This window comes from Desulfovibrio sp. JC010, from assembly GCF_010470675.1.
GTDB lineage: Bacteria > Desulfobacterota > Desulfovibrionia > Desulfovibrionales > Desulfovibrionaceae > Maridesulfovibrio.
In genome coordinates this window covers 167543-191861 of the sequence record NZ_VOIQ01000005.1, presented here as the reverse complement: position 1 = coordinate 191861, position 24319 = coordinate 167543, and the positions used below count along the sequence as shown (strand labels likewise).

Here is a 24319-nt window from a genome sequence, read left to right as displayed (position 1 = left end):
GAAACTTTTGCAAAAGTTTCTCTGGACTCTTCAAAACCTTTTACTAGGGCTTCGCCTTTTTACAACGGACAATTGTACAATATTACAAATGCGAAGCATAACTAAAACGTTTTGGGATTCTTAAACCCTTTTGGAAAAGGGTTTAAGGCCCCCGGCAGGGTCGCCGAAGGCATCCTTACAATAAATTCTCATCAAATATCTGCTTGATGCGATGACGCAGGTTGGTAAACCGCTTACCCGCCGTAACGTTGTTCAACCCGATGGTGAAGGCCCGTTTGCTGCCAATGAGCACGGCCAATTTGCGGGCGCGGGTCAGCCCGGTGTAGAGCAGGTTGCGCTGCAACAGCAGATAGTGCTGCGAAACAATGGGCATGACCACTGCAGGATACTCGCTGCCCTGCGATTTATGCACGCTGACCGCATAGGCGAGGGTTAATTCATCAAGCTCGGAAAGTTCGTAATGTACGATATTGCCGTCAAACTCGGCAGTGAGTTCGTTCTCTTCAGTATTGATGTACATGACCCGGCCGAGGTCACCGTTAAAGACTTCCTTCTCGTAGTTGTTACGCAGCTGCAAAACACGGTCGCCGACACGGTACTCCACGAAGCCGCGCTTCAGCCCCTTGCCGTTGCCGGGATTAAGCCGTTCCTGAAGCAGTGCGTTCAACTTCTGGGTGCCCACATCGCCCTTATGCATGGGGGTCAGCACCTGCACATCGGTCATGGGATCAAGTCCGTAGCGTTCAGGAATACGTTCGCAGACAGTCTGGGCGATCATTTCCTGCACCTTTAACGGCGACTCCTGCGGAATCCAGTAAAAGTCAGCTTCCGGGGCTTCCTGCGGATGCGGCAACGGAAATTCCCCGCCGTTGATGCGGTGGGCATTGACGACAATATAACTTTCCTGTGCCTGCCGGAAAATATGGTTCAGCACCGCGCTGGGCACCTGCCCGCTTTGCAGCAGATCGGAAAGCACGTTACCCGGTCCCACGGAAGGCAGCTGGTTGACATCGCCGACGAAGATTACCCTGCAGGTCAGCGGAACAGCCCGCAGCACCGCAAGGCAAAGCTGGGCATCGAGCATGGAAGCCTCGTCCACCACCAATACATCGGCCTTCAACTTCTGGTCTTCATTGTAATAAAAACCGCCGTCTTCCGGGGTGAACTGCAGCATGCGGTGGATGGTGGATGCCGAACGCCCGGTGGCCTCGGATAACCGCTTGGCAGCGCGCCCGGTGGGAGCGGCAAGTTTGATCTTCAGCCCCAGCTCTTTCAGGGTCATGACCACGGCGCGGGTGATGGTTGTCTTACCCGTTCCCGGTCCCCCGGTGATGATGAAAAATTTGTTTACGCAGGCCTCAAAGACAGCCTCGCGCTGCTCATCCGAAAGCTCAAAACCAAGTTCGGCCTCAACTTCGGGCAAGGCTTTCTCCACCTTCTCCCGACTCACCGGGGAAGGATGACTGACCAGACCATGCATCCGTTTGCAGATTTCCCGTTCAAAACGGTAGAAATGCATCAGGAAAACCGCTTCTTCAATGTCCTGTTCGGGCAGGTTTTCCACCCGGACCCGTTTGCGTTCTTCCAGCGAAAAGATGCCCTCGCTGATCAGTTCCAGATCAATGCCGCCGAGCATTTTAGCCACGTCCTCAACAAGCTTGGCCTTGGGCGAGAACATATGCCCGCCCCGCTCGCTTACCGAAAACAGCGAATACACGATGGCCGCTTCAATACGTTGCGGTGAATCAGGTGCAAAGCCCAGCTTAAGAGCCATAGTATCAGCGGTTTTAAAGCCGATGCCCCGGATTTCATAGGCCAGTTCATACGGATTTTCGCTAATCTTGTTGACGGCCTGACCGCCGTAAAGATTGAAAATTTTAGCCGCGTATGTTGGCGGCACTTCGTGGGTGTGCAGAAAGAGGATGAGGTTCTTGATCTCGCGCTGGGAGGACCATGACTCTTTAATAGCCTCCAGTTTTTTCTTGGAAACACCTTTGATCTTGAGCAGCTTTTCCGGTTCTTCGTCCAGAATATCCAGCACATCTATGCCGAATGTCTTGACCATGTCGGTAGCGATTGCTTCACCGATGCCCTTAATGGAAGACGATTTCAGGAAACGAATCACCCCGGCTTCCGTTGCTGGACGGACCCGTTCATAAAAATCCGCCTCGAACTGACGGCCGAATTTGGGATGCTGTTTCCAGCGACCGTGAAGTTCCACGGATTCGCCGGGCGTAAGAGACCCCAGAACTCCCACAACCGTGATCTGCGTAGGCTCGTCCTTGGATGAGATACGGGCTACAATGTAACCGTTCTCTTCATTATGATAAACAACTGTCCGGACTTCACCAGTTAATATATCTGACATTTGCCTTCGGCGACCCTGCGGGCTTTACTTTGATGCGCTACGCGCTTTTTGATGAAAAGATTTTGCCTCCGGCGGCTAAAACCCTTTTCCAAAAGGGTTTTAGAATCCCAAAACGTTTCAGTTGTTTTGAATTGAGGCAGCTTATAGGTTTGTGCGTTTTTATCTAAAGCTTCTGGCGATACTCAAGTGACTGCCTAAGCGTCTCTTTATCAGTGTATTTTACTTCAGAACCGATGGGGATGCCCTGTGCGAGACGGGAAAGAGCCACTTCGGGAAATTTATTTTCGACCATGTTTTTGATGAAAGAAGCTGTAGCTTCAGCATCAACAGTAGCACCAAGCGCGAGGATGAGTTCTTTGACCTCGCCCTTGGCTAGACGCTCTTCAAGCTTCTGGAACTCCAGCTGCTGCGGTGTCACCCCGTCCAGCGGAGAAAGCAGCCCGCCAAGCACCAGATAATAACCGCGGTACAGCCCCATCTCCTCAATTGCCAGCAGGGAATCCCATTCCGAAACCAGACAGAGCTTGTCATGCTCGCGCTTGGGATCGGAACAGATCTTACAGGGACAGGTATCGGTAATACTCGCACACTGCTCGCAGATGCAAAGCTTCTCACGCAGATCAATAACACTCTGCCCGATGCCGGAGACTTTCTCCTTAGGCATCTTGAGCATGGTCAGTGCGATTCTCAACGCAGATTTGGGACCAAGGCCCGGCAACTTTGCCAGCTCTTGAGCGACTACCCGTAAAGGCTCAGGTAAATTTTCCATTTATTGCCTTCGGCGACCCTGCCGGGGGCCTTAAACCCTTTTCCAAAAGGGTTTAAGAATCCCAAAACGTTTTAGTTGGGATTCAAAGCAAATGACGGCAGGACGCGGAAAAAAATATTAAAAAAAGGCCCCCAAACGTAACGCTTCCAACGGCGAAGCCCTACTAAAAAATTTTGAGGGGATGGGGTCTGGGGAAGGGGAACTTTTCCCAAAAGTTCCCCTTCCCCAGCCGCCGGAGGCATCAATAATTTAGAACATTCCAGGAATATTCATACCGCCGGTGATGGCGGACATTTCTGATTCCATCATGGCTTTTGCTTTTTTGTTGGCATCGTTTACAGCTGCGAGTACCAGATCCTGAATCATTTCTACATCTTCAGGATCAACGATAGCGGGATCGATTTTGATTTCAAGCACTTCGGAAGATCCGTTAACTTTTACGTTAACCATGCCGCCACCAGCAGAGCTTTCCACTTCGCGGGTCTTGAGTTCTTCCTGCAGAGCAGCCATTTTACGCTGCATAACCTGAGCCTGACGTACGAGATCGTTCATACCTTTCATTATATTACTCCTTGGAATAATTTACTTTTACTAACACCACAAATAACCGGACAACACCCGGCTATTCTTAAATATCTTTGCGCGGATCAATGGAAATAATGCTTGCCCCGAAGGATTCCATGACCCTTTGCACATCCGGATGAGCTTCCACCTCAGTGCGGATTTCCTGCCTGCTCTTACGCTTGCCCTTCTGGGTAATCTGGATTTCCAGCTCAGTTTCCGGGCCGAAATATTCTGAGACCAACCGCTCCACAACACCGCGGGAATCACGTCCGCAGACCTGCCCTTTGTGAAAAGAATTAGCGCAAGTCAAAACCAGCTTACCGTCAATCAATTCACCCTTACATTTGTTCAGACCGGAAATGGAACAACTACCGCTGTCGCCTGCATATTGCAGAAAGCCCTGAAAATCGCGCGGGCCGCTGACAGTTGCCGGAAATGACGGCTTGACCGGAGCAGGTTCGGGAACACGCTCCAGCGGCGGCATTGATTCCGCTGCCGGGTTCTCCGATTCAGGAACAGGGGGATTTAAGTCACTGCCGGTCTGCGACCCCGCCGCGTCAGGAAGGGAGGAATCATCAGCTCCCATATCATTGGTGGAACGGTTACCTGCGGGAGAACCGGACTCGGTACGGCCCATGGGACGACCGTTTGCGCCCATGCTCTGCGGAGCCATTCCCTGATTTTGCGGAGGAACCTGCTGCTGTGCCGGAGGCTGCTGCATTCCCTGCTGTCCCCCCTGCCACGGCGGAGTCTGACCGCCCGGTTGTCCGCCTGCGGGCTGTCCCATAGGCTGCTGACTTGGCGGCGCACTCTGCGGTGGTGCCTGATTTGCGGGAGCCGCAGGAGCTGCCTGCGGCGGTTGTTGCGGTGCGGGTGCGGCTGAAGCCAATGCCCCGGCCCGCTCCATGGAAATAAGATCGGTCAGGCTGGCCATATTCAGCAGCAAAAGTTCAAGGGCCATGGCCGGCTCAAGACTGGTCATGACCTTGCGCTGCCCGTCCACGGTCATCTGCCAGCAGGCATGGATAAAGGAACGGTCGAAAGTCTGGGCCCATTTCATGAACTCAGCAGCTTCCTCGGAAGAAAGGCCGAGCAGCGGTATTGCCCGCTCACCGGACTGATTGAGCAAGAACATATTCCGCCAGCAGTTGCCCAGTTCACGGATGAAAAATCCAAGATCAAGTCCGCGTCCGAGAACCTGCTGCACGATATCACCCACGGAAACCAGATCACGTCCGTGAATGGCCTGCATAAGTGAGAAAAAAACATCACGCCCGGCAAGGCCGAGAATGGAACGCACATCATCTTCAAGAAGCTTTTCACTGCCCAGTGCCAGCACCTGTCCCAGCAGGGACATGGAATCACGCACACTGCCCGCGCCGCGCTTGGCGATGAGGTCGATGGCCCCCTGCTCAAACTCAATCTGTTCCATGTTCAGGATATTGGAAAGATGGGCGATCAGCTCGTCATTGGTCAGCATCTTGAAAGCATAATGCTGACAACGGCTGATGATGGTGGCCGGAAATTTATGAGTTTCCGTGGTCGCCATAATGAAGGTGGCGTGCGGCGGCGGTTCTTCAAGGGTTTTCAGCAGGGCGTTGAAAGCCTGCACGGTAAGCATATGCGCTTCATCGATGATAAAAACCTTGTAACGGAATTCAATAGGCGCGTAGCCGATATCTTCCTTGAGCCTGCGGGCATCATCAACTTTACCGTGCGATGCGGCGTCAATCTCCACCACATCCACACCCACGCCTGCGGTGATCTGACGGCAGTTATCACATTCGTTGCAGGGTTCAGCAGTGGGTGCGTTTTTGCAGTTGAGTGCCTTGGCGAAAATTCTGGCAATGGTGGTCTTGCCTACCCCGCGTGTTCCACTGAAAAGATATGCGGGAGCTATTTTATCCTGTTCAGCAGCACGGGATAAAATTGTTTTGACTGCGTTCTGTCCGGCGACTTCAGCAAAAGTCTGCGGACGGTATTTTGCTGTCAGATTTGATGTACTCATATATGAAAATGCCTTCGGCGACCCTGCCGGGGGCCTTAAACCCTTTTCCAAAGGGTTTAAGAATCCCAAAACGTTTTAATTAGCTTCGCGTCTGTTAACTAAAGAAAGTAAACTAACCGAGGAATCTGTTACAGATTCCCCGGTTTTAAAAGATATTAAATCTCGTAGTAATCCAGCCAGTTTTTGTACTCATCGTTACCGCCTTTAACAGCGTTGAAGTACTCTTTCTGGAGGATGGTACCGATGGGACCGCGCTTGCCTTCGCCGATGGTGCGGTTATCCACTTCGCAGATGGGGGTAACTTCAGCAGCGGTGCCGCAGAAGAAAGCTTCATCAGCAATGTAGAGTTCGTCACGGGTGAAAAGCTGCTCTACCACTTCGTAGCCGAGATCACGGGCAACCTTCATCAGGCTGGCACGGGTGATGCCGGGCAGTACGGAAGTAAGCGGGGTGGTCTTGATGACGTTATCTTTAACAATAAAGATATTCTCACCGGTAGCTTCGGATACGTAACCTGCGGTATCGAGCATGAGAGCTTCGTCGTAACCGTCCTGCACAGCCTCAACCTTGGCGAGGATGGAGTTAACGTAGTTACCGCAAGCCTTGGACTTGGTCATCATTACGTTAACGTGGTGGCGGTTGAAGGAAGAAGTCTTAACGCGGATACCCTTTTCAAGAGCTTCTTCACCGAGGTATGCGCCCCAAGGCCATGTTGCGATGCACACACGGATGGGGTTTTTACCGGGATGAACGCCCATGGCACCGTCACCGATGAACACCAGCGGACGGATGTAACCTTCTTTCAGGCCGTTGACCTTGAGGGTTTCGAGAATCGCATCGTGAATTTCTTCAACAGTGAAAGGAATGGTCATTCCGAGAATTTTCGCGGAATCGAAAAGACGAACCACGTGCTCACGCAGCCTGAAAACAGCGGATTTACCGTCTACAGTGGCGTACGCGCGGATGCCTTCGAATACCCCGGCACCGTAGTGCAGGGTGTGGGTCAGCACATGAACCTGTGCATCGTCCCAGTTAACCAATTCACCGTCAAACCAGATTTTTTCTGCTTTTTGAACCATTATGTCCCCCTAATTTTCTTCTATAAATATAGTCAGCGCAGGCCGTATGGAAGCCCCGCTTGATATCAACGCTGAACAACAGAATGAATGAAGCTAAAAAAAAGAGGGTCTAAGGTCAAGAAGGAACGGGAAGATCAGGCTCAGGAAATAATAAAAAAGAAACAGAAGAACATAAGCGGACGGAAACCGGATCAGCCCCCGCCCGTATATTCAAATCATCACTGGTTGATTCTAAACGCTGACCACTGAGTTTTCCGAGTCTCCGTAGGGAGTCATCTCAGTGCGGTCCGGATCGGTATCGTTGAACCAGATATTACCACCCGCCAGATAACGGAACTGGTAATCACGACCGGTTTCAAGATCCACGGTCACGGTATATTTACCGCTTTTCAACTTTTTCATGGGAGTGGAATCCTCACTCCATTCGTTAAAATCACCGACCAGATAAATAGCTTCGCCATTTTCAACCTGATCCTTTTCCACTTCAAACTTAACCTTGCACACAGGTTTGCTTTTCAGAAATTTCTTGGAAAGAGCCACCGGGTCCTCCTGATGGGTTTAAAATTTCAAAAGACGACAGTGATAAAAAATTTTCTGTTAATAATTAATCGTTATTTTTTTTTAATGTCAACATAAGCTGAAAAAATACATGCAAACGTCACCTGCCCATTATTCAAGGAAAAATGTTTTTCACCCTGTGATAACATGCATAAAAATATTAATTTTCGAATTAAATTCTGATTTTTCTAAATTCTCAAACTTTTATTCTTAATAAACACGGCCAATCGCACAAAAGTTTTGACAGCGACCCGCGCCATGGTTACATATGTCCTTTAAGTTTATATTTTTATTTAGGAGTAACGACCATGGACAAGTTTCCAAGAGTTCACCGGCTGCCCCCCTACGTGTTTGCCAAGGTGAACGAATTGAAAATGCAGATGCGCCACGACGGTGAGGATATCATCGATCTCGGCATGGGGAACCCGGACCTCCCCACCCCTCAGCACATTGTAGACAAGCTGGTGGAAGCGGCAAACAAGCCCGCCAACCACCGCTACAGCGCGTCAAGGGGAATCAAAGGTCTGCGCAGAGAAATGGCGCTTTGGTATAAGAGAAGATATGGCGTTGAACTGGATTATGATCAGGAAGTGGTCGTTACCATGGGCGCCAAAGAGGGGCTGGCGCACCTGGCGTTGGTTATGCTTTCACCCGGTGATGTTGTTTTCGCACCGGACCCGTCTTATCCCATCCACCCGTATGCAAGTATTATTGCCGGAGCGGATGTTCGCCGTATTCCCATCGGCGCGGACAGGGATTTCTTCGAAGATCTCGAACTGGCGATGCGCCAGACATGGCCCAAACCGAAACTTCTGATCATCAACTACCCGCACAACCCCACCGGGGTAACCGCGGATATTCCGTTTTTTGAAAGAATCGTTGATTTCGCCAAAGAAAACGATCTGCTGGTCATCCACGACCTCGCTTATGCCGACTTTACTTTTGACGGCTACGAAGCTCCCAGCTTCCTGCAGGCTCGCGGCGCAAAAGACGTGGGAGTTGAATTCTTCTCCCTGTCCAAAAGCTACTCCATGCCCGGCTGGCGTGTGGGATTCTGCTGCGGTAATCAGGAGATGGTGCAGGCCCTGACCCGCATCAAGAGTTATCTGGACTACGGACTGTTTCAGCCCATCCAGATCGCGGCCTGCCATGCCCTTTCCGGCCCTCAGGACTGCGTTCGCGAAATCATGGACGTATATCAGGACCGCCGCGACGCCCTTTGCGAAGGTTTGCAGCGCATCGGCTGGGATGTAACCCCACCCAAAGCCACCCAGTTTGTCTGGGCACCGATCCCCGAACAATTCAAGGATCTCGGCTCGGTGGAATTCTCCAAGCTGCTGCTGCGCGAATGCAAGGTTGCCGTAGCCCCCGGACTCGGTTTCGGGCACTACGGGGACGACCATGTACGCATGGCCCTTGTTGAAAACAGGCAGAGAATCAATCAGGCCGTGCGCGGCATGAAAGATCTTTTCGCAAAAGGGTAAAAGATAACTATTCAAATTTCTGGCAGGTTGCGGTATAAAGCAGCCTGCCAGTTTTTTTTGAAACATGAGAAATGAATTTGAGAAATGAATTAATGAGGTTTTAATGCAGACTGTTAAGCTTGCCATCGCCGGATTCGGCACTGTCGGAACCGGACTCGCCCGGATTTTGGAAGAAAACGAAGATGTGATCCTCGCCCGTTGCGGCAAAAAATTTGAGCTTGCATCCGTTCTGGTCCGTGACGTGAACAAGAAAAGGGATTTCCTGCCCGGACCCGGAGTAAAATTTACCGCCGACCCTGATGAATTCACATCCAGCCCGGATGTGGACATTGTTGTAGAACTTATGGGCGGCACCACCGTGGCCAGAGAAATCGTTATCAAAGCCCTTGAGGCAGGCAAGCACGTAGTCACCGCCAACAAGCATCTGCTGGCCGAACACGGTATCGAACTTTTCGAAATAGCCGCTAAAAACAAAGTCGGCCTCTATTACGAATCCAGCGTTGCCGGGGGGATTCCCATCATCCAGTCCATCAAGGAATCACTGGCCGGAAACCGCATTAAATCCATAGTCGGCATCCTCAACGGCACTGCCAACTACATTCTTTCCGAAATGTCCACCAGCGGACTGGAGTTCGACACCGCGCTGGAGCAGGCCACCGAACTGGGCTACGCCGAAGCAGATCCCACCTTTGATATCGAAGGCATCGACGCCGCGCACAAGGTTTGTGTGCTGGCCCGCATCGCCTACGGCAAGGACTATCCTCTTGCCGACCTGCCCATCGAAGGCATCACCAAAATCGAAGGACAGGATATCCGCTTTGCCCGCGAATTCGGTTACCGGGTCAAGCTCATCGGTCAGGTGCGCGATGTGGGCGGCAAGCTTGAGGCCGGAGTTTTCCCGGCACTGGTCCGCTACACCATGCTGCTGGCCCGCGTAGGCGGCAACTACAATGCCGTGCGCGTTGAAGGCAACGCAGTAGGTCCCGCATTTTTCCACGGTCAGGGAGCAGGTTCGCTGCCCACCGGAAGCGCAGTGCTGGCCGACATCATGGCCCTTGCCAAGACCGATAAGCCGGACAATACCGGATTCTGCAACGCTCCCATCGAAAAAGCAGACATCCTGCCCCCGGAACTGGCCACCTCGGAATACTATTTCCGCTTCACCGTGCAGGATAAGGCCGGGGTTATGGCCGCGCTTTCCAAGTGTCTTGCAGAGCACAACATTTCCATTGCGCAGGCAGTGCAGAAAGGCAGCCCAGAAGACAAGGAGATCCCGGTGGTCTTCACCACCCACAAGTCCTCCACCAAGGACGTGAATGCGGCCATTGCCGAGATCGACAAAATGCCTTTCATCACCAAACCGACCATGTCTATGAGGATTTTGAAAGGCTAAGATGCCTCCGGCGGCCCTTCGGGGACCCTGCCGGGAGCCGCCTTCAGCGGGGCCAAAGGGACTAAGCCCCTTTGGAATCCCTAATTGTTGTTTTGGATAAATTTTACTTAGATTTTTAACAGGCATAACCATACAAGACGGCGGAAAACTACTAAAACGTTTTGGGATTCTTAAACCCTTTTGGAAAAGGGTTTAAGGCCCCCGGCAGGGTCGCCGAAGGCATTGAATAGGCACACTTAATTATGAAATTACTTTTTTTAATAGCTGACGGAATGGGCGGCTGGCCCATTGAAGAACTCGGAAACAAGACCACCCTTGCTGCCGCAAAGACCCCGAATATGGACGCACTGGCCGGAAAAGGCCTCATCGGTACCTGCCGTACCGTGCCCAAGGGCATGGCTCCCGGTTCCGACGTAGCCAACATGTCCCTGCTGGGCTTCGACCCCGCCAAATACCATACCGGACGTGGGCCCATTGAGGCCGCAGCACAGGGTTTACAGCTTGATCCAGATGATCTGGTCTGGCGCATGAATCTGGTCAATCTTTCCGAACTGACCGAAGACGGCACCATGTACGACTACTCCGCCGGACATATCGGCAGCGATGAGTCCGTGCCGCTGGTGGAAAAGCTGCAGGCCGAACTGGGTAATGATGAATTTACCTTCTACCCCGGCATCCAGTACCGCCATCTTCTGGTCCAGAAGGGCGGCGCCAGGGAAATGGAAGCAGGACTGAATATCCGCCCGCCTCATGACCTGACCGACAAGCCCATTGACGAGGATATCCGCGAATACGCCAAAAGCCAGCGTCTGGACAAACTGGTCCGTGATGCCGCCAAAGTGCTCGAAGGCAACGGCAGCAAAGCCGTATCCATCTGGCCTTGGGGGCAGGGACGCCCGCTGATCCTGCCGCCGTTTGAAGAAAAATTCGGCATGAAGGGCGCGGTTATTTCCGCTGTGGACCTGATCAAAGGTCTCGGCCACGCTTCCGGCATGGAAGTAATCAACGTGGAAGGAGCAACCGGACTGGTGGATACCAACTACGAGGGCAAAGTCGAAGCTACTCTGAAATTCCTCGAGCACGGTGATTTCGTCTACGTACACCTTGAAGGACCGGACGAGTCCGGCCACATGGGCAGCGTTGAAGACAAGATCAAATCCATCGAACGTTTTGATTCCCGCATTGTAGCCCCGCTGCTGGAAAAATATCCGCTGGATAAGGCCAACTACGTGATCACCTGCGACCACTACACTCCCATCGAAACCAGAACCCACGATGAAACCCCGGTTCCCTTCATCATGACCTCTCCCCGCCTGATTCCTTCGGGTGAGACTTCATTCACCGAGGAAACCGCCGACCGCGCCGGAATCATCATCCCGGACGGACACGATTTCATGCAATGGGTATTGAATAAAACCAAATAATCATGACTAGCGAATTCCCAAGCCCGCATTCATGGCTCTCCCACTCCGTTTCCTACGGAGAAACAGACGCCATGGGTGTGGTTTATTACGCAGAATACCTGCACTTTTTTGAGCGGTCCCGTTCGCTTTTCATCCGCGAACGGGGCATGAGCTATGCCGAGGTTGAAGACCGGGGCATCTACCTGCCCGTGCGCGAGGCCAACTGCCGTTACCGCATCCCGGCGCAGTACGATGACCAGCTCAGCATTCAGGTCGGCATCAGCGAATGGAAGCGCGCTTCCATCAAGTTCATCTACGACATCTACAAAGATGACCGTTCAAAACTAATCGCATCAGGATTCACCGAACACGCCTGCGTTAACAAAGACGGACGCCCCGTACGCGTACCTGAATGGCTGCGCGAAATATTCTAATTTGCAATTCCCCTCCGCCCAACCAATCAACACGGCGAAGCCCTACTAAAAGTTTTTGGGATTCTTAAACCCTTTTTACAAAAAGGGTTTAAGGCCCCCGGCAGGGCCGCCGGAGGCTTCATGTACTACGACGTTCATACTCATGCATTCCATCCAAAAATTGCTGATAAAGTCCTTGAACAGCTTCATGACCATTACGGCATAACAGCAAAAGGAACCGGCCATCCGGAAGACCTGCTGGAACGGGCGACAAAAGCCGGACTGGACCGGGTGGTGGTCCATACGGCGGCCACTGCGCCCGATCAGGTCATTCCGGCCAACAACTGGTCCATTGATCTGGCAAAGTCGGATGAAAGATTTATCACTTTCGGGACCATGCACCCGGACTATGACGACCCGGAAAAAGAATTTGCCAAACTGGAAAGACACGGCATCAAGGGCCTGAAATTTCACCCGGACTTTCAAGGATTTTTCATGGATGAACCTAAATTCTACCGTCTGCTGGAAATGGTACAGGGCAGATTTGCGGTTATGTTCCATGTGGGCGACAAACTGCCACCTGAGAAAAACCCGTCATGCCCCATCAAGCTGCGCAAAATTCTGGACAATTTCCCGAAACTGACCTGCATTGCCGCGCACATGGGCGGCTACTGCCACTGGAAATGGGCCTCGGAAGAACTGGCCGGATATGATGTTTACATGGATACTTCCAGTGCCATTCCTTTTATGGATAAACAGGTCCTGCTGGACATCATGAACAAACATCCGAGGGAACGGATCCTTTTCGGCAGCGACTACCCGCTCTTCGACCCCGAAGAATCGCTGAAAGAGTTGCAGCATACGCTGAAGCTGAAAGACAGCGAAATGGAAATTCACATGAGTGCTGCGGACGCATTGTTCGAATAAATATAAAAGCGCGTGAAAAATATTTTTCACGCGCTTTTCTTACTTTAATTAGCCGCGTATTTACCCATGAAATAGACCACTAAATGACTAAACGGCCTAATCAGATTAAAATAAATAGGCCCAGTCCAATGCCTGTAACGGACAATCGTAAAGACATGGTAATTATACAAGCCATTTTCAGCAATTTCAGAAACCACTCCGATATATCCGATAAGATGCTTATCCTCGGCCTCGCCGATCCAAAATCTCTCCGCTTCAAAATCAACTGAATTAAAAAAATCCACCTGCCCGCCGGGATTGAAATCATAATCAGAAACTTCAAGACCGTGATTTACAAACTCATCATGCTTCAGCCTCATTATTCTGGCCAGCACACCTCTGACTTTGTACAGAAATACCAACCAACCCGGCTTGTAACTCATCAAACGGACCAAAAAATCATCCATATCGCGACGACTGTCAAAGACGTGGCTGTATACGTGATCAGCACTGGTGCTGATTTTATGTATCTGGGGAATTGAATTTAAGATTGCCTTTGACTCATTCATGGGTTCATTCTCCCGGCCTCAAGACCTTCGATACGCAACACTTCAAATTCACGGACCATATTCATGTCTTTCCAGAGCAAATCATGCCCTTTGAAAAAGCGGTACATGCTGACCTTGCCGAGAAAATCATCAATCTCAGACTGAGTGGCTTTTCGTCTTTCCCCTGTCCGGCAAACGAGACGGAGCGCAGGTTGCGATGGGAACCGCCCTTTCCACAGAGACTTAATCCAGAATCCCGCACCCGACTCTGCGGCCATCAGGATCATTCGCGGATCGCGTTCAATATTTTCGCGCATTGTTTTCGGGAATTTTTCAAAATAGTATCCCCTGCCCGGTCCGGTAAAGGACACAGAACCTATAGGTGAAATGCGGGGATAACCATCCCTGTCCACTGTGCCGAGCGACACGTACTGCACCCTGCTGAAAAGATTTTCGACCTCATTCCATGAAATATCAGACTGCATGATAACGCTCCTTTATTCTGCAGAAATTCCGTACAACTCCTGCTTCAATAATTTAAGAATATCGCCATGCTCTTTTTCAGATATATTTGCCCCCATCATCCGCACCCCAAGGAACATGGAATAACTGATTTTGCAAAGCAAAGCCGCCCGAGCAGGATCACCACTGACTTCTTCAAAGATGGAACGCAAATACTCAATCCGCATATTATCGACACGCTCAATATACTTGTGCGCAAACGAATCCCGTAAAGCCCACGCCCTGATACTGGTCTCTGTTCCTGAGGGCAGCTTATGTGAATTCTCGACTATCAAATTGAATCGCTCAATTGCGTCAGCCCCTTTGTCCGCAGCTTCAATACTGGATAACGTCCAACCCTCCACCCAATGTTCAAGCATACGCTCAAGATAATCTGCCCGGCTACTGAAGTGATGATAGAAAGAGCCCTTGGTCACTTTTAGATTTCGACATAAGGCGTCAATTGTAAGCTGGTGCACACTTTCCGTTTCCAGCAGTTTCAACCCGGCATCGAGAAGATCATCCGCACAATGCCGCCCTTCATGCCGCTCCTTTTTATTTGCCATTTACCCCCCTCAAATCCATACCATACCGTACGGTATGCTTAAATTATACAATACATAAAACAAAGTCAACACACTCACCAAAAAGAAAGAGCCGTCTGCGGGGCAACCACAGACGGCTCTATCGTACAACTTCAAAAAGTTATGAAATACTTTCTAGTTGTGTGCTTTTTTCTGCTTGGGGTGACATGCGTTGTTTGCGCAAGGAGCAACGGCGAGATCAGTCTTGCCTTCCTTGTTCAGCTTCACATGGCAGCCACGACAGCTGATGTCACTCTTCAGGGTATGGAAAGCCTTGAAGTAGGAGTGAGGTGCAGCTTTCTGTTTCAGGTTGTCATGACAACCGGCAGCAGCACAGCTCTTGATCTGGGATTTGCCGTCCCAGGTGTGGTGACACTTACCACAGTTAACATCCTGATGGTCAAAGTGAGAGAACTTGACCAGTGCGAAACGGGTCTTGTTAAGCACTTCAGGACGCTTGAATTCGAGATTTACGGGAAACCTTACAACCAGCTCTTCGGTAACGATTTCAACATTTTTATCGCCGGAGATGCTTGCAATCTCCTCACTGAGATTGCTGGTCGCGGTAGAGTAAACAATAACAAGAACGGCAAAGACCACAGCCGCTCCAACATACAGAAAATTCGTCTTCATTCTAATCCTCCTCATGAAAGTCGTAACTACCTACTCAAATTCAGGGATTATTTCAATAAAAATACGTAGATGTATATACTCTGCAACGCCTGAAAACAGCGAATTTACGGACTACAGAAAATACATTGAGAAAATTTTCACACAAATTCGTTTTATGTAAAACAACACCCATAAACGCAAAACCAACTATTGCTTCACCGATCAACAGACTTAAGCACCGCTCAACAATTAAAAGTTATATTCACTAGAGCTGAATTTGAGATTTTTTACACCAGAGCATAAACACCAGCAGTCAAATCAACAGCTACTTACGTAGAACAAGAAACAAAAAAAACTTCACATTTTTTCTATAATGACACATTTGCCTCTCCTGTCCTAAATAACGGACATTCACAGACGGGAATTAATACCCCGTTTTATATTCAAAACAATAAAAGGCCCCACTCTGTATACAGAATGGGGCCTACAAAAGTGTAATCTTTAAAGCGGATAAATAAGGTCGAAAGGATTACTCCCGCACACCAGCCATGAGCAGACCGATGCTGTCCACCTTTGCTTTGTCGTTGACTGAAAATTCGTCCATGATCTGGCCGCAATACATAACTGCCACGCGGTCAGCCAGTTGCAGGGCTTCGCCGAGGTCACCGGTTACAAGCAACACTCCGGCCATTTCGCGGGCCTTGAGCAGCCTGTTCCAGACTTCCTCGGTAGCGGAAATATCCAGCCCCTGTGTGGGCTGCTCAGCTACGATAAGATGCGGCTGACGGTAAAGTTCACGGGCCAGCACCATTTTCTGCAGGTTTCCGCCGGAAAGCTGCCATGCAAGGGCACGGATGCGTCCGGGACGCACATCATATTCTTCTACCAGCTCTTCTGCCACTTTGGCGGCTTTATCGTGCTGCAGAATCGGGCCTGCGCTGAACCCCTGACGGGTACTGAGCAACAGGTTGTCCACCAAGTCAAGATTGCGGGCAGTGGCAAGATCAAGACGGTCTTCCGGGATGTAGGACATGGAATTGTTCCAGCTCATCTCCGCAAAAAACTTGCGCCACGGTTTGCCCATGATGAAAATTGTATCCTTAGGAGGCTTGCGCATACCGCATACACCTTCCACAAGCTCCTGCTGACCGTTACCAGCCACACCGACAATGGCGACGACTTCGCCCTTGCGCACATCAAGATTGATATCGCGCAGCCCGATTCCGGTCATGTTCTTTACTTCCAGAACCTTCTCGCCGGGCTCAACCTCTTCCTTATTCACTTCAAGAAGAACTTCCTTACCGACCATGCGGCAGGCCAGATCAGCCTTGGAAGTAATCTTGTCGCGGGGAACTTCACCGTCCACAACACCCCGGCGCAGGATGGCTACTTCGTCTGCAATAGCCATAACTTCTTCAAGCTTATGACTGATGAAAACAACAGATTTACCCTGACGGGTCATGGCCCAGAGGGCTTCGAAAAGACGGAAAGCTTCACGGGGAGTCAGAACCGCTGTGGGTTCATCAAAAATAAGCACCCTGCTTTCACGGTAAAGCAGCTTCAGGATTTCCACCCGCTGCTTCTCGCCCATGGACAGGGTCGAAACCTTGGCGGAAGGGTCGATCTCAAGCTCATAGTCTTCGGCCAGCTTGCGGACCCGCTCTTCCATCTCCTTGGGATTGACGAAAAATCCGCCCTCCTGACCGAGCAACACATTCTGGGCTACGGTCATGGTATCCACCAGCATAAAGTGCTGGTAAACCATGCCCACCCCGGCCTTGATGGCGTCCTTGGAGTTGGAGAAATCCACACGCTGACCGTCTACTTCAATGTAGCCTTCGTCAGGGCGAAAACGCCCGGCAAGCATGGACATGAGCGTACTCTTGCCTGCTCCGTTCTCACCAAGCAGGGCCTTGATACGCCCGGGATAGAGGTCCAGTGAAATATTATTGTTGGCGACAACCTTGCCGAAACGCTTGGTGATCCCTTTCAGCGAAATCAGCGGTGCGCAGCCTTCAAATCCGGTGGCCTTCTGGCACTCGGGACGGGTGAAATCCTGTTGACTCATCGCTAGCACCTACCCTTCAGGCTCGATGTTGATTCCCAGATGCGCGGGAGCGTTACCGCTGCGTCCCCGCACGGCGGAGAAGATCAGCACCAGAATGGTCAGGGCGTACGGCAGCATCAGCAGCAATGAAGACGGAATATGCGTTCCCACGGCCTGCAAACGGAGCTGAAAAGCCATAACCCCACCGAAAAGATAAGCACCGAAAACAGCGCGTCCCGGTCTCCAGAAAGCGAAGATAACCAAGGCCACCGCGATCCAGCCGCGTCCGCCGGAAAGTCCGTTGGCCCAGAGATGGGTATAAGCGAGGGAAAGATACGATCCGCCAAGGCCAATCAGGAATCCGCCGCCCAGCAGCGCGATCCAGCGCAGACGGATAGCCTTCAGCCCCACGGCAGCCGCAGCTGCAGGCTTCTCGCCCACAGCGGTAATTGCCAGACCGAGGCTGGTGCGGTTGATAAAAAGCATGAACAGCACCGGGATAATATAGGAAACATAAACAAGGGCGTCCTGCCTGAAGAAGATGTCCCCAAGGTACGGAATGGCCGAAAGCACCGGAAAGGCGAATTTATCAAAGCCGTCAGTTGCAGTCCCGATATACGGGGTACCGAGGAAGTTGCACAGCCCCACGCCGAGAATAGTCAGTGCCAGACCGGAGACAACCTGATTACCGAGGCAGCTGATACAGACGATGCCGTGCAGCGCGGCCATGAATGTTCCGGCAACACCTCCGGCAATGAAGCCCAGCCACGGATTGCCTGTGGTCAGGGTCACAAAAAAAGCCGCAAAAGCCGCCATGCTCATCATGCCTTCCACGCCGAGGTTGAGCACCCCGCCCTTCTCAGTGAGAATCTCACCAAGGGTCGCGTAGAGGATCGGTGTACCGGACTGCACTGTCGCAGCCAGCAAGGGGACAATAAAACTTTCCAGCATTAGATCACCCGTATCTAATTTTTCTTAACAATCTTATAAGTAACAAACATCTGGCCTGCGAGCACGGACATGAGGATCAGACCTTCCATGATGGAGCCGAAAGACGCCGGAGTCTGCAATTCCAGCTGCATGTTCTCAACGCCTACACGCAGAGCAGCCAGCAGGTAAGCGGAAATGCCGATGTAGAGCGGATGCAGCCGCGCCAGCCACGCCACAACAATGGCGGTATAGCCGTAACCGACCATGATGGAAGGCTGCAACCTGTTGATGGTGGCGGAAGCTTCAATGCACCCGGCCCATCCGGCTAGCGCGCCGGAAATAGCCATAACCAGAATAGTCAGCATTCCGTAAGGCAGCCGTGAATACATGGCGATACGCTCACCCTCGCCCGCAACCTTGATTTCAAAGCCGAGACGGGTGAAACGCATGAATGCCCACATGGCGATACCGGAACCGACACAGACCGCAAAGCCCCAGTGCAGACGGGTATCCCCGATCTGGCCGATAATGGCTGCGGGAGAGAACTCCGGTGTCACCGGAAACCCGAAACTGGCCGGGTCCTTCCATGCGCCGAACACGAGCAGTTCGAGCAGCAGGATGGCGATATAGTTGAGCATCAGGGTGGAGATAATTTCATTAACCTGCAACTTCAACCGCAAAACTGCCGGAATATATGCCCAAAAAGCACCGAAAAGAGCGGCACAGATGAACATAAGCGGCATGAGCACAATACCGGGCAGGTCAGGAAAAGTGATCGCAGCCCAAGTAGCCCCGATTGCGCCCAGCGCAAACTGACCTTCAGCCCCGATGTTCCAGACCTGCATCCTGAAGGCGGTGGCAACACCCAGTGCACAGAGAAAAATGGGAATAGATTTTAAAAGGGCATCTTCCAAAGCCCATGACGCACCAAAAGACCCCTGCCAGAGCACGAGGAGTCCTTGTACAGCAGATTTTCCCTGCAATTCAAGCAGGAGCGCGCTGATCCCGAAAGATAGAACCAGAGCGCCCACGATAATAATCGGGACGCCCCAGTTCCAGGGTTCATCACGCTTTTGTAAGCGATAACCCAACATAAATTATTACTTGGTATTCCCGATTACGCCTTCAACAAACCACATCATACCGAGCATTTCAGGATCGGTCATGGATTTTCCGGCGGGAACCATTTCTTTACCGTTCTGGTCTTTGATGGGACCTACGAAAACAGCGTTGTTACCTTCGATGATCTCTTTCTTGGCGGCCAGAACTTTATCCTGAACATTCTGGGGAACCATGGGACCGAAAGGAGCGATATCAACTACGCCCTGATCCATGCCCCACCACAGAGATTCGTTACCCTGCCAGACACCGTCGCGCAGCTGCTCAACAGCGTTCTTGAAGAGCGGTGCCCAGTTCCAGACAGCGGCGGTCAGATGAGCCTTGGGAGCCATTTTGGACATATCAGAGTTGTAAGCGATGGAGTACTTGCCGCGCTCCTGTGCTGCTTCCTGCGGGCCGGGGGAATCCTGATGCTGGGTGATAACGTCAGCTTTCATGTCCAGCAGGGAGATGGCTGCGTCTTTTTCCAGTGCGGGATCGTACCAGGTTTTGGTCCAGACAACGCGTACGGTTGCTTCGGGGTTAACGGAACGCACACCAAGGGTGAAAGCGTTGATGCCGCGGATAACTTCAGGGATGGGGAAAGCTGCAACGTAGCCGATGACGTTAGACTTGGTCATCATACCGGCAACCATACCGGTCAGGTAACGAGCCTGATACATACGGCCGAAGTAGTTGCTCATGTTCGGGGTGGTTTTAAAACCGGAGCAATGCATGAATGCGGTCTTGGGGAACTTCTTGGAAACTTTAACCATGGGGTCCATGTAACCGAAGCTGGTACCGATAACCATGTCATAGCCTTTACGGGCGAAGTTGAGCACAACGCGCTCAGAGTCCGGGCCTTCAGCAACGGATTCTACATAAGAGGTCTCTACCCAGGGAAGGGCATCGATAGCCTTGCGGCCCTGATCCTGTGCATAGGAGTAACCTTCGTCACCCACGGGGGAAATGTAAACAAAACCGACTTTAACCTTATCCTTCTTGGCACCGGCAAACGCTACAGAAGCCAGCATCACGGACATGGCCGCAACAACAGCCATCAGCAGAACTTTACGCATCATCCACTCCTTGAGAATTGTTTAAAACCCTTATTTTGAAACAAAAAAACAAATACACAACCAGCCCCCGGACTCCCTGCGTCCGGCAGCTGGCAATGCAAATGTCTAAAAACCCTAAACCGTGTTAAGACTTGGTCTTAACTATTATTTTCCTGAGAAACTTTCGCAATGGGCTCGGCGAACTGAGTCGCGCTGTCCCACGGAAAAAGAATCCAGGTATCCTGACTTACTTCAGTGATATAGGTGTCCACCAAAGGACGCCCTTCGGGCTTGGCATAAATGGTGGCAAAATGAGCCTTGGGCACCATTTCGCGGACCAGCCTGGCTGTACCTCCGGTATCGACCAGATCATCCACCAGCAGCCAGCCTTCACCGTCGCCTTTGAAATCTTTAAGCACAGTGGCTTTCTTTTCCTGAACTTTCCAATCATATGTGGAAATGCAGACGGTGTCGATAAGTCTTATATCAAGCTCACGAGCCAGAATTGCGGCAGGAACAAGTCCGCCGCGGGTAATGGCCAGAATGCCTTCAAAAGGACCTTTTTCAAGCAACCGCCAGGATAACGCCCTGCAATCACGGTGCAGCTGTTCCCATGAAATGGGGTACATTTTATTATATCTGTCTGCCTTGGACAATTTATCTTCTCCTTAATTTCCATGCATGCACGCGGTTTTCCCTAGCCCAAGGAATGGACAAGGGCAACATAAAAATAAACGCATTTCCACATTTATGAAAATTCAGGCTGATTTTTCATCCTGAAATACAGCGGCGCAGTTACCGTAAAACAACAGTCCCAAGCGGCAACGTATCTTTGTAGCAGCAGAAAACAGCCTCCGTCTACCCCGCACAATTTCCATTTTTGATTTTACATAAAACCACGCCAAGGTTAAAAGAAAGAGATAGGAAAGAAAAACAGAACCACTCAAAATAAAGGTCAGAATTCATGAAATTTCAAGATGCCGCCCGAATTCGCTACAGAATAACCCTGCCCATTATCTTCCTGCTCTCGCTGGCTGCGCTTTATCTTTTTCACACCCTGCTCATCGAACGTAAAAATTATACGGATACGCAGGAACTTCTCAATGGATTGCAGGTCTCAGCCGGGGAAATTCTGACCAGCCCGGAAGGCATGGGCACAGAGTCTTCCACCCACACTTTCAAAATCATCATCAATCAATTACAGGATTACCCGGAAGATAACCGCTTCACAAAACTGCTGCACAATGAAAACACCGGGTTGTTCTTCGCTGCTGAGAATTTTCTCCGGGCCGCAAAATCCGGCCAACCGGAAGCGATGAAGAAGACCATGCGCAGGCTGGCTTCTTCCGTGGGGATGATTTCTTCGGACATCAAGAAGGTTTCGAACAGCTATCATGTTAATCTTGTAAAATATGAATACGGTTTAATCTTCATGATCTGTATTCTCGCGATACTTCATTACTATTTGGTGGACGCCCCCATGCGCGAAGAGCTGACCCGCTGCGCCCGCGAAAAAGAAGTCAGCAAATCGACCATCAAAAAACTGGCCGAGCGGGACTCCCTGACCAACCTGCCCGGCAGGATGAAATTTTACGAGGAATCGGAAAGGGCAGTATCCACTGCCACGAGATACAACTCCGACCTCGCGCTCATTAAGATGGACATCCATGACTTCAAAACCATCAACCAGAAACACGGCCAGAAAACCGGAGACAAAATTCTGGCCGGATTCGCCCGTGTTGTACGCAAGAACCTGCGCCGCCCGGACAGTTTCTTCCGGGTCGGCGGCGACAAGTTCATCATCCTCGCCCCGCACACAACTGCCACCAATGCCAAGAACCTTACCGAAAAAATCAATAAGCTGATCACACAAACCAAAAGCCTCAAGGCTGTTCCTTTCCTGATAAACACCGGAATCGCCATGTGCGAAAAAGAGGAAAATTCCGAAAGCCTGCTGAAGAAAGTCGATCTGGCCCTGAAAGAATCAAAAAAATTCGGAGCCGGAACCGTGTATACCCATCCTGAATCCGCAAAACCCGCTGAGTAACCAATGAAAACAATACGAACCATCCATGCAGTTGTATTTACTCTCGCTCTTTTTCTGGGTGCTACAGCCTGCTCAACCCATACCGCAAAAGAAATCACACCGAACACCGCGCGCAAAGCCGGACAAATCCCCCTGCGCGATTTTTTTAAGAACCCTGCGGCTGAAGGATTTTCCATCTCTCCCGATGGGAATAAAATTGCATGGCTGGCACCATGGAAAGAGCGGCTTAATATTTTTGTCAAAGACCTTGCCAGCGGTAAAACCACCAGAGTGACCAGTGCCGCCAAACGTGACATTTACGGCTACTTCTGGGTCGGTAACGAACGAGTTGTCTTCGGGCAGGATAGCGGTGGCGATGAGAATGTGCATACCTTTTCCGCAGCTACCGACGGCAGCGGGGAAACCGACCTGACTCCGTTTAAAAACACCCGCACCAACCTGCTGGACGATCTTGAAAATGATGACGAGCACATCCTGATCACCATGAACCGGGATGATCCCAGAGTGTTTGATGTGTACAAACTGAATGTGGTCAGCGGTAAGCTTGAGCTTGAAGCCCGCAATCCCGGAGATATCGACGGCTGGATGACCGACCATAACGGCACCGTGCGCATTGCCCTTGCCAAGCGCAAGGGACAGAACACCATCCTCTACCGGGAAAATGCTGAAGCCCTGTTCCGTCCGGTCATGACCCTTGATTTCCGCACTGCATTCGAGCCCCTGCTCTTTGATTTTGAAAACAAGAAATTCTACGTCAGCACCAATATGGACCGCGACAAGCAAGCCATCTACCTTTTCAACCCGGAAACCCAAAAACTGGAACAGCTTGTTTTCGAACACCCTGATGTTGATGTGGAACAGCTTCTTTATTCCAAGAAACGCAAACTCATCACCGGGGCCGGATTCTACACCGACAAACACCATTACGTTTTTTTTGATGATACCCGCGAAGAAGTTCAGACCGAACTCGAAAAGATGCTCCCCGGCTATGAAGTAGTCCTGACTTCAACCGACAAGAATGAAAGCAGATGCATCGTGCGCACATACTCAGACCGCAGCCTCGGTGCCGGGTACATATACGATATTGACAGCAAGAAACTGCAGAAAATAACTGAGGTCAGCCCGTGGCTTGATGAATCTGAAATGGCCGCAATGAAACCTGTTTCCTTTATCTCCCGCGACGGTTTGACCATTCACGGCTACCTGACCCTGCCCAAAAACAAAAAGCCGGGCAATCTGCCTGTGCTCATTAATCCCCACGGCGGACCATGGGCGCGCGACCATTGGGGATTCAATCCCGAAGTGCAGTTTCTGGCCAACCGGGGTATCGCGGTCCTGCAGGTCAACTTCCGGGGTTCCACCGGATACGGACGTGAATTCTGGGAAAAAGGATTCAAGCAGTGGGGACTGAACATGCAGAATGATCTGACCGATGCAGCACACTGGTTGATTGATCTGGGCATTGCCGATCCTGACCGCATAGCCATTTACGGAGCCTCCTACGGCGGCTACGCCACCCTTGCCGGACTGACCTTCACCCCGGACCTTTATGCCTGCGGCATCGATTATGTCGGTCCCTCCAACCTGTTTACCCTGCTGGAAACCCTACCTCCGTACTGGGAAAACGAAAAGCAGGAATTCTACATCAAGGTCGGTGATCCGGTCCGCGACTACAAGCTTCTGCGCAAAGTATCCCCGGTTTTCCATGCGGATAAGATCAAGGCTCCGCTCTTCGTGGCACAGGGTGCCAATGACCCGCGGGTGAAAAAGGCCGAGTCGGACCAGATTGTCAAAGCCCTGCGTGACCGCGGCATTGCTGTAAAATACATGGTCAAAGATAACGAAGGCCACGGATTCCACAATCAGGAAAACCGCTTTGACTTCTACGAAGCCATGGAGCGGTTTCTGGATGAACATCTGCTGCAGTAACACACCGAAACATTTATAAA

22 protein-coding genes are annotated in these 24319 nt (G+C 51.2%); 7 read left to right on the top strand and 15 right to left on the bottom strand.

Annotated elements, in window-relative coordinates; all coding sequences use genetic code 11:
- Positions 1 to 175 precede the first annotated feature (175 nt).
- The 6 genes from FMR86_RS07545 to FMR86_RS07520 form a co-directional block, all read right to left on the bottom strand.
- Positions 176 to 2368 (bottom strand): ATP-dependent RecD-like DNA helicase, encoded by a 2193-nt coding sequence (locus FMR86_RS07545; RefSeq protein WP_163350485.1) that lies wholly within the window; start codon positions 2366 to 2368, stop codon positions 176 to 178.
- Positions 2369 to 2531: 163 nt separating this feature from the next.
- Positions 2532 to 3137: a recombination mediator RecR gene (gene recR, locus FMR86_RS07540; protein WP_163350484.1), complete on the bottom strand. Its 606-nt coding sequence runs from the start codon at positions 3135 to 3137 to the stop codon at positions 2532 to 2534.
- A 249-nt stretch (positions 3138 to 3386) separates the two neighbouring features.
- Positions 3387 to 3698 carry a YbaB/EbfC family nucleoid-associated protein gene (locus tag FMR86_RS07535; RefSeq protein ID WP_163350483.1) on the bottom strand — a complete coding sequence of 104 codons (312 nt, stop codon included), beginning with the start codon at positions 3696 to 3698 and terminating at the stop codon, positions 3387 to 3389.
- Between the two features lie 67 nt (positions 3699 to 3765).
- Entirely contained in the window at positions 3766 to 5709 is a 1944-nt protein-coding gene (gene dnaX / locus FMR86_RS07530; RefSeq protein WP_163350482.1) for a DNA polymerase III subunit gamma/tau, read from the bottom strand.
- A gap of 155 nt (positions 5710 to 5864) precedes the next feature.
- On the bottom strand, positions 5865 to 6788 hold the full coding sequence (locus tag FMR86_RS07525; RefSeq protein ID WP_163350481.1) for a branched-chain amino acid transaminase: 924 nt from the start codon (positions 6786 to 6788) through the stop codon (positions 5865 to 5867).
- A gap of 231 nt (positions 6789 to 7019) precedes the next feature.
- Complete coding sequence (locus tag FMR86_RS07520; protein ID WP_163350480.1) at positions 7020 to 7328, bottom strand: isoamylase early set domain-containing protein; 309 nt, start codon at positions 7326 to 7328, stop codon at positions 7020 to 7022.
- Between the two features lie 326 nt (positions 7329 to 7654).
- Between FMR86_RS07520 and FMR86_RS07515 the strand changes: the two genes are divergently transcribed.
- The 5 genes from FMR86_RS07515 to FMR86_RS07495 all read left to right on the top strand — a co-directional run bounded on the left by FMR86_RS07515 (position 7655) and on the right by FMR86_RS07495 (position 12966).
- Entirely contained in the window at positions 7655 to 8830 is a 1176-nt protein-coding gene (locus tag FMR86_RS07515; protein WP_163350479.1) for an aminotransferase class I/II-fold pyridoxal phosphate-dependent enzyme, read from the top strand.
- A 103-nt stretch (positions 8831 to 8933) separates the two neighbouring features.
- Complete coding sequence (locus FMR86_RS07510; protein ID WP_163350478.1) at positions 8934 to 10223, top strand: homoserine dehydrogenase; 1290 nt, start codon at positions 8934 to 8936, stop codon at positions 10221 to 10223.
- A 242-nt stretch (positions 10224 to 10465) separates the two neighbouring features.
- On the top strand, positions 10466 to 11647 hold the full coding sequence (locus FMR86_RS07505; RefSeq protein ID WP_163350477.1) for a cofactor-independent phosphoglycerate mutase: 1182 nt from the start codon (positions 10466 to 10468) through the stop codon (positions 11645 to 11647).
- A 2-nt stretch (positions 11648 to 11649) separates the two neighbouring features.
- The gene (locus tag FMR86_RS07500; RefSeq protein ID WP_163350476.1) at positions 11650 to 12060 is read left to right on the top strand and encodes a thioesterase family protein; all 411 of its coding nucleotides are present in this window, start codon (positions 11650 to 11652) and stop codon (positions 12058 to 12060) included.
- Positions 12061 to 12180: 120 nt separating this feature from the next.
- Complete coding sequence (locus FMR86_RS07495) at positions 12181 to 12966, top strand: amidohydrolase family protein (protein ID WP_163350475.1); 786 nt, start codon at positions 12181 to 12183, stop codon at positions 12964 to 12966.
- Between the two features lie 44 nt (positions 12967 to 13010).
- On the opposite strand, the gene FMR86_RS07490 is transcribed toward FMR86_RS07495, so the two are convergent.
- From FMR86_RS07490 to gpt, 9 genes are all read right to left on the bottom strand, one after another.
- On the bottom strand, positions 13011 to 13514 hold the full coding sequence (locus FMR86_RS07490; protein WP_163350474.1) for a DUF2867 domain-containing protein: 504 nt from the start codon (positions 13512 to 13514) through the stop codon (positions 13011 to 13013).
- Positions 13511 to 13978: a pyridoxamine 5'-phosphate oxidase family protein gene (locus FMR86_RS07485; RefSeq protein ID WP_163350473.1), complete on the bottom strand. Its 468-nt coding sequence runs from the start codon at positions 13976 to 13978 to the stop codon at positions 13511 to 13513. Before FMR86_RS07485 ends, FMR86_RS07490 begins: the two co-directional genes overlap by 4 nt.
- Positions 13979 to 13990: 12 nt before the next feature.
- On the bottom strand, positions 13991 to 14560 hold the full coding sequence (locus tag FMR86_RS07480) for a TetR/AcrR family transcriptional regulator (RefSeq protein WP_163350472.1): 570 nt from the start codon (positions 14558 to 14560) through the stop codon (positions 13991 to 13993).
- A gap of 153 nt (positions 14561 to 14713) precedes the next feature.
- Complete coding sequence (locus FMR86_RS07475; RefSeq protein ID WP_163350471.1) at positions 14714 to 15211, bottom strand: cytochrome c3 family protein; 498 nt, start codon at positions 15209 to 15211, stop codon at positions 14714 to 14716.
- 508 nt (positions 15212 to 15719) lie between these two features.
- Complete coding sequence (locus tag FMR86_RS07470) at positions 15720 to 17258, bottom strand: ABC transporter ATP-binding protein (RefSeq protein ID WP_163350470.1); 1539 nt, start codon at positions 17256 to 17258, stop codon at positions 15720 to 15722.
- Positions 17259 to 17267: 9 nt separating this feature from the next.
- On the bottom strand, positions 17268 to 18188 hold the full coding sequence (locus tag FMR86_RS07465) for an ABC transporter permease (protein WP_163350469.1): 921 nt from the start codon (positions 18186 to 18188) through the stop codon (positions 17268 to 17270).
- Between the two features lie 14 nt (positions 18189 to 18202).
- On the bottom strand, positions 18203 to 19261 hold the full coding sequence (locus tag FMR86_RS07460) for an ABC transporter permease (RefSeq protein WP_163350468.1): 1059 nt from the start codon (positions 19259 to 19261) through the stop codon (positions 18203 to 18205).
- Positions 19262 to 19267: 6 nt separating this feature from the next.
- Positions 19268 to 20344, bottom strand: a complete 1077-nt coding sequence (locus FMR86_RS07455) for a BMP family ABC transporter substrate-binding protein (RefSeq protein ID WP_203544809.1) — start codon at positions 20342 to 20344, stop codon at positions 19268 to 19270.
- Positions 20345 to 20481: 137 nt separating this feature from the next.
- Complete coding sequence (gene gpt, locus FMR86_RS07450) at positions 20482 to 20979, bottom strand: xanthine phosphoribosyltransferase (RefSeq protein ID WP_163350466.1); 498 nt, start codon at positions 20977 to 20979, stop codon at positions 20482 to 20484.
- A gap of 308 nt (positions 20980 to 21287) precedes the next feature.
- Here gpt and FMR86_RS07445 point away from each other — a divergent pair, with 308 nt between their 5' ends.
- Both FMR86_RS07445 and FMR86_RS07440 read left to right on the top strand, forming a co-directional pair.
- The gene (locus FMR86_RS07445; protein ID WP_163350465.1) at positions 21288 to 22370 is read left to right on the top strand and encodes a GGDEF domain-containing protein; all 1083 of its coding nucleotides are present in this window, start codon (positions 21288 to 21290) and stop codon (positions 22368 to 22370) included.
- A 3-nt stretch (positions 22371 to 22373) separates the two neighbouring features.
- Positions 22374 to 24299, top strand: a complete 1926-nt coding sequence (locus tag FMR86_RS07440) for a S9 family peptidase (RefSeq protein WP_163350464.1) — start codon at positions 22374 to 22376, stop codon at positions 24297 to 24299.
- Positions 24300 to 24319 lie beyond the last annotated feature (20 nt).